Source organism: Arenibacter sp. ARW7G5Y1 (assembly GCF_003201775.1).
GTDB lineage: Bacteria > Bacteroidota > Bacteroidia > Flavobacteriales > Flavobacteriaceae > Arenibacter.
This window is the reverse complement of sequence record NZ_QJJZ01000026.1, coordinates 32268-46654: the sequence shown is the minus strand read 5'-3', so window position 1 is coordinate 46654 and position 14387 is coordinate 32268. Positions and strand designations below refer to the sequence as shown.

The 14387-nt window shown below is 33.9% G+C and carries 14 protein-coding genes; 12 read left to right on the top strand and 2 right to left on the bottom strand.

Annotated elements, in window-relative coordinates:
- Positions 1-138 precede the first annotated feature (138 nt).
- The 12 genes from C7972_RS22580 to C7972_RS22525 all read left to right on the top strand — a co-directional run bounded on the left by C7972_RS22580 (position 139) and on the right by C7972_RS22525 (position 12350).
- Complete coding sequence (locus C7972_RS22580; RefSeq protein ID WP_110358437.1) at positions 139-963, top strand: ABC-three component system protein; 825 nt, start codon at positions 139-141, stop codon at positions 961-963.
- Positions 960-1190: an ABC-three component system middle component 6 gene (locus tag C7972_RS24480; protein ID WP_110358436.1), complete on the top strand. Its 231-nt coding sequence runs from the start codon at positions 960-962 to the stop codon at positions 1188-1190. Before C7972_RS22580 ends, C7972_RS24480 begins: the two co-directional genes overlap by 4 nt.
- Positions 1181-2878 carry a DUF2326 domain-containing protein gene (locus C7972_RS22570; protein ID WP_110358435.1) on the top strand — a complete coding sequence of 566 codons (1698 nt, stop codon included), beginning with the start codon at positions 1181-1183 and terminating at the stop codon, positions 2876-2878. The genes C7972_RS24480 and C7972_RS22570 overlap by 10 nt, the downstream gene beginning before the upstream one ends.
- A gap of 996 nt (positions 2879-3874) precedes the next feature.
- Positions 3875-4444, top strand: coding sequence for a Crp/Fnr family transcriptional regulator (locus C7972_RS22565; RefSeq protein ID WP_110358434.1), 570 nt, complete (start codon positions 3875-3877; stop codon positions 4442-4444).
- Between the two features lie 47 nt (positions 4445-4491).
- Positions 4492-5604 carry a dienelactone hydrolase family protein gene (locus C7972_RS22560; protein ID WP_220020945.1) on the top strand — a complete coding sequence of 371 codons (1113 nt, stop codon included), beginning with the start codon at positions 4492-4494 and terminating at the stop codon, positions 5602-5604.
- A 385-nt stretch (positions 5605-5989) separates the two neighbouring features.
- Positions 5990-7450, top strand: coding sequence for a DKNYY domain-containing protein (locus C7972_RS22555; RefSeq protein WP_110358432.1), 1461 nt, complete (start codon positions 5990-5992; stop codon positions 7448-7450).
- Positions 7451-7655: 205 nt separating this feature from the next.
- Positions 7656-7949, top strand: coding sequence for a sterol desaturase family protein (locus tag C7972_RS24475; protein ID WP_110358431.1), 294 nt, complete (start codon positions 7656-7658; stop codon positions 7947-7949).
- Positions 7950-8187: 238 nt separating this feature from the next.
- A complete protein-coding gene (locus tag C7972_RS22545; protein ID WP_110358430.1) occupies positions 8188-8760 on the top strand; it encodes a Crp/Fnr family transcriptional regulator in 573 nt (190 codons plus the stop codon).
- A 73-nt stretch (positions 8761-8833) separates the two neighbouring features.
- The gene (locus C7972_RS22540; RefSeq protein WP_110358429.1) at positions 8834-9871 is read left to right on the top strand and encodes a methyltransferase; all 1038 of its coding nucleotides are present in this window, start codon (positions 8834-8836) and stop codon (positions 9869-9871) included.
- A 216-nt stretch (positions 9872-10087) separates the two neighbouring features.
- The gene (locus C7972_RS22535; protein ID WP_181422976.1) at positions 10088-10642 is read left to right on the top strand and encodes an NADPH-dependent FMN reductase; all 555 of its coding nucleotides are present in this window, start codon (positions 10088-10090) and stop codon (positions 10640-10642) included.
- 125 nt (positions 10643-10767) lie between these two features.
- Complete coding sequence (locus C7972_RS22530; RefSeq protein ID WP_110358428.1) at positions 10768-11388, top strand: dihydrofolate reductase family protein; 621 nt, start codon at positions 10768-10770, stop codon at positions 11386-11388.
- 110 nt (positions 11389-11498) lie between these two features.
- Complete coding sequence (locus tag C7972_RS22525) at positions 11499-12350, top strand: GNAT family N-acetyltransferase (RefSeq protein WP_110358427.1); 852 nt, start codon at positions 11499-11501, stop codon at positions 12348-12350.
- 45 nt (positions 12351-12395) lie between these two features.
- Here the strand turns inward: C7972_RS22525 and C7972_RS22520 are convergent, their stop codons facing one another.
- Both C7972_RS22520 and C7972_RS22515 read right to left on the bottom strand, forming a co-directional pair.
- Entirely contained in the window at positions 12396-13166 is a 771-nt protein-coding gene (locus C7972_RS22520; RefSeq protein WP_110358426.1) for a LytTR family DNA-binding domain-containing protein, read from the bottom strand.
- Positions 13147-14310, bottom strand: coding sequence for a sensor histidine kinase (locus tag C7972_RS22515; RefSeq protein ID WP_110358425.1), 1164 nt, complete (start codon positions 14308-14310; stop codon positions 13147-13149). Before C7972_RS22515 ends, C7972_RS22520 begins: the two co-directional genes overlap by 20 nt.
- Positions 14311-14387 lie beyond the last annotated feature (77 nt).

Below are 14387 nucleotides of genomic sequence, written 5' to 3'. Positions count from 1 at the left end.
AAAAAACAAATAGATAAATTTGAATTAAAACCTGAAGATCTAGGATTTACAATTGCCCTAGATATCAGCAACTTAATTTGACGTTAGTCAGAATTTAAAAAACCATAATTAAAACATTTAAAATCCTATATTTGCTTAGTGGGAAAAGGACCAAGAAATTATAGCCAACTGACAATTAAAAGACTGTATAGTTTATCTGGAAATCAATGCGCATTTCCAGGGTGCACCACTACTTTTACAAGTCCTAAAAACGATACAAATTTATCTAATATATGTCATATCGCTGGAGCAGAAAAAGGAGGCGAACGATATGACCCTAACATGACAGATAAGGAAAGGGCTAGCTACGACAATTTAATTTTGTTATGTGCAAATCATCATATCGCAACTAATGATGTTTCAAAACACACAGTTTCATCTTTGAAACTAATGAAACAAAATCACGAAAAAGATATTTTAAAAAAAATTGGAACAACTGATATTTTAAACAAATATCCATCCTCATTAGCAACTGTGATTAATCATATCAGTTCTATAAGCTTAGATAATGTTGACATATTAACTTCAACAAACATTTACAGCCCTGACAAAAAAATCGATTACAATAAAGTTATAGTTTACAAACCAATTCTTGAACAGTATAAAGTTTATCATGGAAAGTTGAATAAAATATATTCAGAAATTGAAAAACAAGGTTCGTTTAAAAAAGAATTGCTTTTGCAAAACATCAATAAACTTTATTTAAAAGCTAAAGGTGAAATTCTTGGAGAAGATTCGACTATTGAAAAGATTCGAGAAAATGCCGATAAATTAATTGAACTTGTTGAAAACTATTTATGGGAGTTATTCGAAAAAAGTCCAAATGCAAAGGAAGACATTCCTTTTGAAGCTGTTAATATTGGCATGAAGATTATAATCGTTGATGCATTTGTACGTTGTAAAATTTTAGAAGAGCCTATATGATTTTAAATAAAGACATAAATCCAGAACATTCTTTATACTTTATCGGTTCATTAATACTTAATGAACTAACAAAATCTAAGAATGAAAAATTTGATTTTCTAGAATTATATAGTGGTATTCAAAATAGTCAAACGGTTTCAATGAACATATTCATTCTTAGTTTAGATTGGTTATATTTAAATTGTGTAGTTGACATCGACAAAGGAAAAATTAAAAAATGTTTCTAAAACTTTTAAAAATAGAAAATGACAAAAACGTCATAAGAGAAGTTTTTTTTCATAAAGGAATTAATTTAATAGTTGATGAAACTAATACGGATAATGAGCAAGAGTCTGGCAACAATGTTGGAAAAACAACTGCAATACGTCTAATAGATTTTTGTCTAGGCGGTAAAGGGAAAAATATATACCAAGACCAAGAATTTAAAAATAAAGGAAATAATGTTATTGAAAACTTTCTTAAAAACAATAATATAATTATCACCTTAATTCTAAAAGAAGATTTAGATGTCGAGAATTCAAGGGAAATAACTATTCGTAGAAATTTTTTAACTAGAAAAGATAAAATTCAAGAAATTAATGGAGAACAGTTTAATGATGATAATTTTAAAATAAAATTAAAGGAGTTAATTTTTGACTCTGACAAACTAAAACCGACTTTTAGACAACTTATTGCAAAGAATATTAGAGATGAGAAAAACAGATTAGTTAACGCTGTAAAAGTTCTACATTTTAATACAACCGCAGATGAGTATGAACCTCTTTATCTTTTTTGGTTAGGTATAGACTTAGATGATGCTGACAAAAAACAGCGATTGCTATCTCAAAAAAAGATTGAAGAAAATTTACAAAAAAGATTAAGAAAAGAAAGCAATCTTTCTCAAATTGAACAGTCGCTAACTGTAATTAATCGTACTATTTCCGATTTAGAAATTACAAAAGAAAATTTCAACATTAACGAAAATTATGATGATGACTTATCTTCTTTAAATTTAATTAAATCTCGAATCAATAAAATTTCTACTGAAATAAGCCAAATCGAAATACGCAAGGAACTTATTGAAGAAAGTAAAGCTGAACTTGAAAAAGAATACTCAAATATTAATGTATCTCAAATTCAATTTCTGTATAAAGAAGCAAAAATTCTAAATCCTTCTATTCAAAAATCTTTTGAAGAAACATTGAATTTCCATAATTCAATGCTTTCAGAAAAAATTAATTTCATAACTGAAGAACTTCCAGTTTTAAATGAGTCAATTATATCAAAAAGGAGAGAACTACAAGAATTATTAATAAACGAGGAAAAATTTACAACTAAACTGAAAAAATCTGGCGCTGTTTCAGAACTTCAAACAATAATTACAAATCTAAATGTAGCATATGAGAAAAAAGGTAATCTTGAAGAGCTAAAAAGATTATGGAAAAACTCAATGGATAAATTAGACGACATTTCTACTCAATTAAGTGAGATAGATAAATCTATTACTGATAAAGATGGTCTAATTCAAGAACGAATTTCTGAATTCAATAAGTATTTTTCTTCAATTTCAAATAAGTTATATGGGGAACAATTTGTTATGAGTTCAGAAAAAACCGAAAAGGGTTATGAACTAAATATAACTAGTATTAGTGGGAATTTAGGAACTGGTAAAAAGAAAGGGCAGATTGCAGCGTTTGATTTAGCATATATTCAATTTGCCGATTCTTTAGACATTGAATCGCTACATTTCATCATTCATGACCAAATTGAGACAGTACATGGCAACCAAATTTTGAATTTAATGACTACTATCATTAATGAAATAAATTGTCAATATATAGCACCTGTTCTTCGTGACAAACTTCCAACTGACATAGATACTAGTATTTATGAAGTGTTGAAATTATCACAAGAAAGTAAACTATTTAAAATATAGAATAAAAAAACTGGGCACAATAACTAAGTATTCGGCCCGCCGATAGGCCAGGGCTGAATATATTGTTGACGGATCCGATCTCCTTCTATGGGGAAAGCTTTCTTTTTAGCGTTTTTTATGGAGTCGTATTTCGGCAGACTTGCCGCAGTTTTGTATTGGGCTTTGAACTTCAGCATTTTTCTAGTGACCCAAATCCAACTTTTGCGCCAGTTTGGCGAACCGTCCTGTCTCTTTTTGGTTTAGCATTTACCTTAAGGCACAGCACTTCTGCCCCGCGGTTTGCAAGTAGTTCCTATGGTTGATCCGTAAACGTCAGTAATTCCTTCCAGCATTGGGGAGGGCCGCGCCCGTCGAAGGTCAAAAAGGGTAAGGCTACAAAACTATCAAATCAAATTGCTCTACGAACTGAATTAGGTTTTGATGCTTATGACAATGATGACTTCTATCCTGATGCTGGTTTTCTGCTGACTACCGTTATTACTTTAGAACCACGTTGGTATTATAATCTGGATAAACGCGCAAGTAAATCAAAACGAATAGACAATAATAGTGGAAATTTCTTTTCTCTTAAAACAAGTTTTCGTTCAGACGATTTACTTCTCGACTTTGGAGATGAAAAAAACGCACAAATCGTAGATAACTTATCAATAATTCCAACTTGGGGAATTAAAAGAAACTTAGGAAAACACTTTAATTATGAAACGGGTATTGGAGTTGGTTATATTCAATATTTTTCTAAAAATGCCGGGTTTTCAAAAAATAAAGGAGAAACCGCGATAAATCTACACTTACGTATTGGCTATCAGTTTTAGGAATAAAAACGTTGTACAACAAAGACGTGTATAATTAATAGCGATTTGGTTTATAACTCAAATCGCTATTACTTTTTATTTTGTATTTTACTTCCAGAAAAATAGTGTCTATAAAATCGCTACTACTCATACACAAAGACGTTGGCATCAACCAAAATGGGAATGACATTACTTAATAAAATATATGCCCGGCTATCTTAAGAAATACCTAACACAAAAAATGGTTATTTCTAATGAAGAATTAGAAAATATTTTGGTTTGTTTCAAGAAACTTCAATCCAAGAAAAATCAAATATTAATTCATCCGAACAAAATTTGTAAACATCTGTTTTTTGTGCAAAAAGGGTGTTTAAGAGTTGTTTGTACTAGAGATGATGGTCAAGAGTGGACAAGACAAATTGCAATTGAAAATGACTTTATTACGATATTCCCTAGCTTTTTAGAGCAAACAATTTCACGTTCTTACCTACAGACAGTGGAAGCAAGCGACGTATTCTACATTTCCTATTCGAATTTCAAAAAACTTAACAATATAGTGCCAAATTGGAGGGAATTCTACACGAGCATTCTTGAACAAACTTATGTGAATAGTATAAAAAGAATTGAAAAACTAATTGCAATGGATGGGAAACATCTATATGAAGACTTTAAAATAAACCATCCTGAATTATTGAAAAGGTTACCCAATAAAATTTCAGCAAGTTACTTAGGAATATCACAGGAAACACTAAGTAGGTTAAAGACCAAAAAATAAGAACCTTTGATTTTTGTCAATGCTTTTTAATCTTAAGCACTCTAATTTTGGCTTTAATTCAAAATAAACAGGCCATGCATTTTAAAGCCCTCCTTTTTTCAATCGTTTTATTCGCTTTACTCTCTACTATAGCTTGTAATGACAGTAATCATAAAGCAATAACTTTTAAAACCTATTTAAAAACACATAAATATGCGGTTGGTCAATCTAATTTTACCATTATTGATTCTTTAAGAAACAGACCTTTAATAACCGAAATTTGGTATCCTACCAATGATACTACAAAAGTGAATATAACAACCGAATTTCCGTTTATAGTACCTCCAACTTCCAAAGACGCTGATTTTTTATCAGAAAAATCTCCATTAATTTTACTTTCCCATGGAACAGGAGGAAACAGAATAAGTCAAATGTGGCTTGCTTGCGAATTGGCCGCAAACGGATTTATAGTTTTAGCAGTTGACCATTACGGAAATACATTTGACAATAAAATTCCAGAAAATTTCATCAAAGTATGGGATAGACCATTAGACATTAGTTTTTCACTTGATCATATTTTGAACAACCCTAAATTCAATTCTAAAATTGACTCTACCAAAATAGGAATGGCAGGGTTTTCATTAGGTGGATATACAACCATTGCCTTAGCTGGTGGAGTATTAAATTATAATTTTTTAAAAGAATTCTCAGATACGGAAGAAGGCAAAAAAGAGTTTGATATCCCCGAACTAAAAAACTTATCAAAGCTCATAAAGCCTGAGGTTATAAAAAAGGGAAATACCTTTAAAAATCTAAAAGATGATAGGATTACTTCATTTGTAACAATGGCTCCTGCAATAGGTCAGGGGTTTAAACAAAAAAATCAATTTGGGAATATCACGGATTCAATATTAATAATTGGTGCTGAAAAAGATGAAATAGCACCCGTTGAAACGAATGCAAAACACTATCATACATTAATAAAATTATCGAAATATATTGAATTAAAAGGAGAGATTGGGCACTATATATTTATGAATGAGGCTAAAAATGGATTAAAAAGAAGTGCACCTGTGTTTTTTAAAGATAATGAAACAATAATCCGGAAAAATGAACACAATAAAATAGCCAACATGATTATTCAGTTCTTTGACAGTCAATTTAAAGAGAATCAAACTTAAGAAATGTATAAAACATGGCAAGTAAGTGCCAAACCGAAAGTGCGTTGTTTGTTTACAAAGTACAACCAAATTTTTAATTTGGCTTTTGTGATAGAAAAGACACAACAAAATATAAAAATGCGGCCAATATCGAGCGGACCGTTCCTTTAGCCTGCTGTTAGATTGTGGTCGTCGCTTCAAGCAACCACTAACACGGCCTAAAATTTAGTCCTACCTTCTTCCAAAGAGAAAATTTCTTACTTTTAATCCGGCCCGATTCCGATCCTGTAAAATCCCACCACGCCCAAAAGCGTGGCAGACCGGATTTCCCAGACCGAAATCACAGTCTTAACGAACAGAACAATAACCCGGAATATTATATAAAATCGTTAACAACATTAAAACAATGAACGAAAGTTTTACTTTTAAAAACAATAAAGTTTACTATTCAGGAATCTTATTAAAAGGCATTTCGGCGGAAGGTTTTGGTAAAGTATCATACTCCAATAATAAAAGCGAGCAAAATATTTTCTGTTTAAAAGATGTCAAAGGTGTTTGGTGGTTTTGGCCACATAATAAACCAAAAGTAAAATTCCTAACCTCGGATATAGACAACTTCACTTTTATCAATGAAAACTTTGCTAAAGACAGCAAGTATGTTTATTTAGTGGCAAAAGATGGCTGTGTAATTCCAAATTCTGATGCCGAAACTTTTTTGGTTTTTGAGGATACACCTTATTTCTCAAAGGACAAAAATAATTTATATGCCCTAGATAGTATTTCTGGATTATTCATCTACAAATATGCAGATTGCGAATCACTAGTGCCTTTGGGATGGAATCAATTTATAACGGACAAGCATAATGTATATTACTATTCTAATGTAATAGAGTTGAGCAATGCTTCAAAACATGTCGAAATATTTGACCAAAACATACTTGGTGAAAGTGACTTGAACAACTTTGAACTGAACAAAAAATATCTGCTGGAAAAATACCCTCATATTGTTGGTTGGTGGCATCCAGACTATGAATATAATTTTGAATTTCCACGATTGAACCAGAATTGTTTTTATAAGACAAAAACTGCAATTTTTTACTTACATAAAAATCCTTACGGAGAAGTGGCCAATCCATGTCTAATTGAAAAAGTTGATTTTTCTTCTTTTGAAATCCTTTCTCACTATTATGCTAAGGATAAAAACCATGTTTATTGCCAACATCGTATTGTTGAACATGTAAATATTGCTTCTTTTGAGGTAATTAATGAAAACCTGGCAAAGGACGATCATTATATTTTCTTTAACGGATATATGGTAGATTGTGATAAAGCCAGCTTTGAGGTTATTCAGGAAGAGCCTAACTTGTCAAAGATAATCGCCAAAGATAAAAATAGCATTTTTACAGATAAACTTACTTTATTTGGAAACAATGGATTAAGAACGGGAAACGACAGAACATTAAGCCCCATAAGTAAATCAGACCCAAGTTCGTTTCAAATATTCTCTAAACTATGGGCAAAAGATAATAAACAGGTCTACTTCCATTACGAACCATACCGAAAAGCAGATGCTAAAAGTTTTGAATTTTTATTTTCAGATAGCCACGATGAATGGGCAAAAGACCATCAATTTTTGTTCAATGGTAATGGAAAAAGAATAGTAAAGAATATTGATGGGGCACATTTTAAAATGCTTAATAAATTTTGGGGTAAAGACAAAAAAAGTGTCTTTAATTTTAAAACAGGCGGTATTCGATCATCGATAGATGTAGATACATTTCGAATTACGGATGATAAAGGGAGTGCTGAAGATAAAAATTTTGTTTACGTCTACCGTGATGGAGAAGTACTAAAAAAGAAGAAATAAACCATTGCCAACAAAGGAAACCGATAATTCTACTACTCGGAGCAATTGTCGATTTCAACTATAATTATGTTATTGTTTTCATCGACATACTTGAATTTAATACGAAATAAGGATAAAACACCACAACAACGGCTCGTATAATTCAACGTCGCTCAATTATTAAAATTCAACTATATTTAATCCCATTGTTTAACACTAACACGTCATAATTGCCTACCTCTCGCACGCAAACATTCAAATACAAAAAAGCTTTTGGGACTACATAATGGTTACACCACAAATTCATCATTTTCATCATAATGAAAAAATGGAGGAAGCGAAAAATTTCAGTAATATTTTCCCATTTTGGGACCTGATATTTGGTACATATTATAACCGGGAAGGTACAGTTGATAAGGTTGGGGTTATTGAAAACTATAAGACAAATTATCCAAAAGATATAGAATACTTTAAGCAACTATTATTTCCAATATCAACTATAAAAGAATGTTGTAAATAAAAATGCCTGTGCAAAACAAAGATATGTATAGAACATAGCTATTTCGTGCTTTCAAAAAGACTTGTATGTATTTGCAAAGACAGCCAAATTTTTTAAACTTAGTTTTTAGAATAATAGAGTTAAAAACAAAATATAAAAATTCGGCTCGGTGTTTAACCGAAAAGTTATACCTTTTTACACGCTGCATTTCATACACCAAACCTTAGCAAAAAAATATAACACCATAGAGTAACAACTAATGTACGATAAGCTACTAGATCATATCAGGCAAAATGTTCCAGGTACCGGCATTGAGAAACAAATTTTAAAAGAATATTTTACACCAACGCTTTTTGAGAAAAAGGAACATTTCTTAAAGCAGGGCTACATTTGCAAATTTGCCGGTTTCGTCATTGAAGGTTGTTATAGAAATTATATGCTTTCTACTAAAGGGAAAGAAGTGAATACCGGGTTTGGTTTTGAAAATTGGTGGCTTGGTGATGTGGGTAGTTTTGTGAATCAAACTCCTACATTGATCAATACACAATTTCTAGAGGACACTACGCTGCTAACAATTACGGCAAAGAACCATTTAGAGTTATTGGAAAAATCCCAGTGCTTTAGGGAATACACTAATAAGTTACGTTCCACAGCAACCGCGGCTTCGGTGTCAAAACTTTCCGGATTATCCGAATCTGCCAGCACCCGCTATAAAGTATTGCTTGAAAAATATCCAAAAATTCAACAGAGGGTTTCGCAAAAGCAAATAGCATCATTTCTCCAAATCACCCCCGAGGCACTCTGCCGTTTAAGAAAGTCCGAAATTCCTTAAAAGTCTTGATGTAGGTCAACGATTTTACGTTCTAAATGAATGTCCTTTGATATTCATTTAAAACAACACGATCATGGAAACATTCAAAAACGTAAAAGTAGACCCTTCCAAAATAATGCAAATTGGCATGGGGTTTTTTGCATCTAAAACAATGCTGACAGCAGTAAACATGGGATTGTTCACACATCTGGCAAAAGCAGATTTAACAGGGCAATCCATCAAAGAAAAATTAGGACTACACAACCGCGGGCTTTATGATTTTTTAGACTCGTTAGTGGCTTTAGGCTTTTTGAAAAGAACAGGAATAAAGGAAACTGCCATTTACAGTAATGCCGAGGATACAGATCTATTTCTCGATAAAAACAAACCAAGCTACATTGGTGGAATGCTTGAAATGGCAAATAATCGTTTATATCCTTTTTGGAATAATTTGGAAGAAGGTCTAAAAACTGGAAAACCTCAAAATGAAACCAAAACAGGTGAAGCTCCCGTTTTTGAAGCAATATATGCGGATCAGTTAAGGCTAAAAGAATTTTTAAGTGCCATGGGCGGTATTCAAATGGGCAATTTTATGATGTTTTCCAAAATGTTTGATTTTACCAATTACCATACACTTTGTGATGCAGGAGGTGCGGGCGGATATCTTGCCGCACAAGTGGCCATAAACAATCAACATATGCGGTGTGTTACATTTGACTTGCCACCGGTGGAACCTGTGGCCAGAGAAAATATCAATATGATGGGATTAAGTGATCGGGTATCTGTACAATCAGGTGATTTTTTAATCGAAGACCTTCCCAAAGCTGATATCATTACCATGGGAAATGTGCTACATGATTGGGGAACAAAAGAAAAGAAAACACTTATCAAAAAAGCATATGAGGCGTTACCACAGGGCGGAGCATTGGTCGTTATTGAAAATATTATTGATGATAATAGAAGTGAAAATGCTTTTGGTCTAATGATGTCGCTAAATATGAATATAGAAACCCCAGAAGGGTTCGACTTTTCCGCAGCAGATTTTAATGCTTGGGCAAAGGAAAGCGGTTTTACACGAACATCCGTAATGTCCTTGACCGGGCCATCAAGTGCCGTAATAGCCATAAAGTAAAAACCTTTGCCAACAAAACCTGTGAAGTAATGTAGGGCCAGGTGTTCGATTCCGAGTTTTAACTATATTTATGAGATCGCAAAATCTTTCCGATTTTGTTGTTGAAATAATAAAGTGCAAACAACAAGGTTAAAGGCTAATTTAGCGTATAGGCTTATCTTTAACTTGTATAAACTATGTGCCTTAACGAACAGCTAAAAGAACTACTCGAATTGCATGATAAAAATTAAAAATATAATTGGAATTTGTGGTAGTGCCAGTCGGAATTCTGCAAATCTGTCAATTCTCAAGTGGATATCGGAATTGGATAAAGTTAATTTCAATTTGGAGATTGTAAATGATTTGACCGAATTACCACATTTTAAAACGGAATTGACAGATAAAAATGTACCTGAACAGATTATTGACTTTCGAAATAAAATTGAAAATGCAGACGGAATTATAATTTGTACACCTGAATATGTTTTCAGTATTCCGAGCGGTTTAAAAAATATGATTGAATGGTGCGTATCAACAACTGTTTTATCTAACAAACCAATTGGACTTATAACCGCTTCGGCAAGTGGCGAAAAAGCACACGAAGAACTGAAATTGATTATGGAAACTGTCCAAACCAAATTTACGGACGAGACAACCCTTCTGATTCAGGGAATAAAAGGAAAAGTAGGAAAAAATGGTAAAATATCGGACAAGAAAACAGAAGCTGAATTGAAAAAATTCGTTGAATCATTTGAAAAGTGGACGGAAATGCTAACAGCTAACACCTTATAAAAATAATTGCTATTTTAGGCTTAAACAAAGGCAGTTGCTCTTTTGTTACGGCTGGTTTTTCTACGGAAAATCCCCGCATACAAACCGGTTGGAGGTACTTTAAAACAACAGACACTATATTATAAATGAGTAAAATAATATTTGATAGCGGAATATCTCTTGACGGATTTTTCGCTGGAGACAATAGAAGCCCGAAAAATCCCATGGGCGGTGTTTCTGGACAAATACATTCGTGGATGTTTAATCAAAAAGCCTTTTGGGAATACCTAGGAATTGAAGGAGGTAAAGAAGATGGAATCGACGGGAATTTTATTAGAGAGACAATAGACAGAACCGGAGCATTTATAATGGGAAAACGGATGTTTGAGGAAGGCGAAGAAAGTTGGCCAAATGACCTCTACAAAGCAGATGTCTATGTTTTGACACACGAAAAACGAGAACCTTGGGTTCAAGAAGGCTCAACAACTTTTCACTTCATTAATGACGGAATAGAAAGTGCAATTGAGAAAGCTATACAATCCGCAAAAGGAAAAGATGTGAGAGTACAAGGTGGAGCAAATACCATTCAACAATTTCTGAACGCAGGACTTGTTGATGAATTTTTTATTCATATCGCACCTGTTTTCTTGGGTAGTGGAATCCGATTATTTGACGGAATCGACAAGGACAAGTATGATCTTAAGATCCTAGAAGTAATCTCATCTGAACTGACTACCCATTTGAAATACAAACTGATAAAAAAATAAAAACCAAAGTTCAACAACAACTATAATTATTTGACCGTCCCCACCTACTTCAGAACATCCTTGAAACTATTCTTATACAACATCATTACCTTTAATTACGAACACCTGAAATGGAAATAAAAACGTTAGTAGGAGTCGATAAAAAAAGCATCTTAAAAGCTTTTAACCATGCTTTTTCCGACTATTTCGTTTCTTTCAAACTAACCGAAGAACAACTAAGCGCAAAAATGCTTGCGGACAAAATTGACCTTAACCTATCTGTGGGGGTTTTTGATAAGGAAAAACTGATGGCCTTCATTTTACACGGATTCGACATCATAGAAAATAAAAAAGTAGTGTATAACGGAGGAACCGGGGTTATTCCTGAAAAAAGAGGTTTGGGACTAACAAAGCAGATGTACCACTTCATTCTTCCTATTCTAGTTAAACAAGGAATATACACAATAACACTTGAAGTAATTACCAAGAATATTCCGGCCATCACATCTTATAAAAAATCAGGATTTAAAGTTAAGAGAGAACTATTGTGCTATAAGGGATACGCTGAAATTTCAAAAACAACCGAGCACGTAGATATTAAACCATTGCAGCATTTTAATTGGGCGCTGATGGAATCCTTTTGGGATGTTCCCCCTACTTGGCAAAATTCAAAGTGCGTTCTCAGGACATTAAAGGACAACAACATTTCGTTGGGTGCTTTTATAGACAATCAGCTGGTTGGATATACTATTTTCAACCCAGCCAGCAAACGGGTACAACAAATTGCCGTTAATAAAGATTATAGAAAAAAGGGAATAGCTTCTACTTTAATTTTAAAACTAAAAGAAAAATACGGCAATGAGCTTTCAGTTATTAATGTAGATAAACGGGCTAGGGCCGTAAATGATTTTTTTAATAAAATAGGACTTGAAAATAATCTTGAACAATTGGAAATGGAACTGGAATTGAATAAAAAATTATAGCGAGCAGGGGGAAGCATGGTACAAGTCCATAAGTCCCTTAAGCAATTACAGATCCAACCATTCTTTAAAAGCGTTCGCTTTTCCACTACTTATCACCTGATCTCCTTCTGGGGCCGGTTCCAGAAGTAAATACAGTCGCCCTTTAAAATAAGGCACTACCTCTTTTACGGCTTGTATATTTACCACCAATTGCCGGTTGGCCCTAAAAAATGCCTGCGGGTCCAATTGCGTTTCCAATTGGTCAAGGGTATAATTTATTACAAACCGATTCCCTTTAAAATTGACCAACAAGACCACCCCTTCTTCCGCAATAAAATACGCTACCTCTTTCGTGGAAATACTTTTTATGACCTGCCCGGTTTTTACAATAAACCTTGATTTTTCCTCTCGATAACCACGATCCAATACGGAATTTTCAATCAAATTCCGCAAGTTTTTCAATTCCGAGGAAAGGGCTTCCGTATGAAGGCTTTCATACTTTTCAATGGCTTTTTGAAGCTCCTCCTCCTTGATAGGCTTTAATAAATAATCCACACTGTTCACCTTAAACGCCTCAATGGCATATTGGTTATAGGCAGTCGTAAATATAACAGGGCTGTCGATTTTCACCTCCCGCCACATCTCAAAACTCCTGCCATCGGAAAGATGGATGTCACAAAAAATCAAGTTCGGCGCACCATTGGTATCAAACCATTCTATACCTTCCTCAACCGACTCAATTCTTGTTAATACCTCATAATCGGGCCTGAGCTTTAGAATGAGCTCTTCAAGCGCATCTCCGGCCAAGGGTTCATCTTCAACTATTACTATTTTCATATTTCCCCACTTTTAACAACGGAAGCCTCACTATAAATTCTTCCTCGGTTTTTACCCATTCCACTTCTTCCTGTGAAAGAAACCTGTAACGCGTTTTTAGGTTTTTCAACCCTGTTTTTGTCGAACTGGTCTTTTCTAACCTAGGACTCAGCCTGTTTTGAACCACCAACTTTCCTTCCTCGGTATAGATACGTACCCGTAACGGATTTTTAGACGTGGATCCATTGTGTTTTATGGCATTTTCAATAAGCGTTTGCAAAGCCCCGGGAGGCAAAAAGTAGGATAAGCTATCCTCGGGTATGCCCAAGCTTATTTGCAATGCCTTTCCAAAACGCGTTTCAAGTAAAAAAATATAGGCTTTGGTTACTTCCAGTTCTTTTTTCAGGGAAATAAGGGGCTCGGTGCCATAGGTCAGAAAAGAACGGTATAGATCGGACAACCTTTGGGTGAACTCGGTCGCCTTCTCGGGGTCTTTGTTGATCAAAGACCTTAGAACGTTTAAACTGTTAAACAAAAAATGAGGCTGCACTTGGTTTTTGAGTCCCTCCAACTGCGCTTGATAGTTTTCTTTTTGTAGCCTTGCCGAACGTAACATTTCTGCCTGCAACTGGTTTTTATGCCGTTCGCGCTCCACAAAATAATAGAAAAACAATGAGATTAAGGTGCCGGAAATAAATGCCGTCCTCACACGTACCGGTAAAAGTGCTTCCTCACCAAAGATAAGAAGCAAGGGAAGGTAATTGGTCACCATATAAATGACCAAGGTAGAGGAAATCACGATCAGCATTTCTATAAAAATCTTCGGAAAACGGTTGATTTCCTTGAAAAACCTGTGCTTCATCAATACTGAAATCAAACTGTGGGTCCCAAACAATGTGAGCAGAAAGACAAATGCAAAGAAAAGCTCTTGTAACTCATACACCGAGAAAAAGATCTTCACCTTCCCCACATTCATATAAATTACCGTTTCGAAAACGAAAAACGTAGTAAGGGCCGCTATTCCGATTTTTTCAAGGACCACTGAAAAACGCGAACGCGACAATTCCTCTTGGGCTAGGCTATTATTTTCTTCTTTTGGTTTAATAAAAAATAACTTGTGTTTAAGATAAAAATATAAAATAATTCTGTTTTTTCCCGATGGCATACTTCTTTGGCATCAATGATTATACCCAGCCAATTTCCTAAAATTAGCTTACCTATCCTTCCGTTTCATTCCCTTCA

Coding starts and splice junctions, on each gene's coding strand:
- C7972_RS22570 (WP_110358435.1), top strand. CDS start 1,181: ATGTTTCTAAAACTTTTAAAAATAGAAAATGACAAAAACGTCATAAGA.
- C7972_RS24480 (WP_110358436.1), top strand. CDS start 960: ATGATTTTAAATAAAGACATAAATCCAGAACATTCTTTATACTTTATC.
- C7972_RS22520 (WP_110358426.1), bottom strand. CDS start 13,166: ATGAAAATAGTAATAGTTGAAGATGAACCCTTGGCCGGAGATGCGCTT.
- C7972_RS22530 (WP_110358428.1), top strand. CDS start 10,768: ATGAGTAAAATAATATTTGATAGCGGAATATCTCTTGACGGATTTTTC.
- C7972_RS22535 (WP_181422976.1), top strand. CDS start 10,088: ATGATAAAAATTAAAAATATAATTGGAATTTGTGGTAGTGCCAGTCGG.
- C7972_RS22555 (WP_110358432.1), top strand. CDS start 5,990: ATGAACGAAAGTTTTACTTTTAAAAACAATAAAGTTTACTATTCAGGA.
- C7972_RS22525 (WP_110358427.1), top strand. CDS start 11,499: ATGGAAATAAAAACGTTAGTAGGAGTCGATAAAAAAAGCATCTTAAAA.
- C7972_RS22515 (WP_110358425.1), bottom strand. CDS start 14,310: ATGCCATCGGGAAAAAACAGAATTATTTTATATTTTTATCTTAAACAC.
- C7972_RS22540 (WP_110358429.1), top strand. CDS start 8,834: ATGGAAACATTCAAAAACGTAAAAGTAGACCCTTCCAAAATAATGCAA.
- C7972_RS22545 (WP_110358430.1), top strand. CDS start 8,188: ATGTACGATAAGCTACTAGATCATATCAGGCAAAATGTTCCAGGTACC.
- C7972_RS22565 (WP_110358434.1), top strand. CDS start 3,875: ATGCCCGGCTATCTTAAGAAATACCTAACACAAAAAATGGTTATTTCT.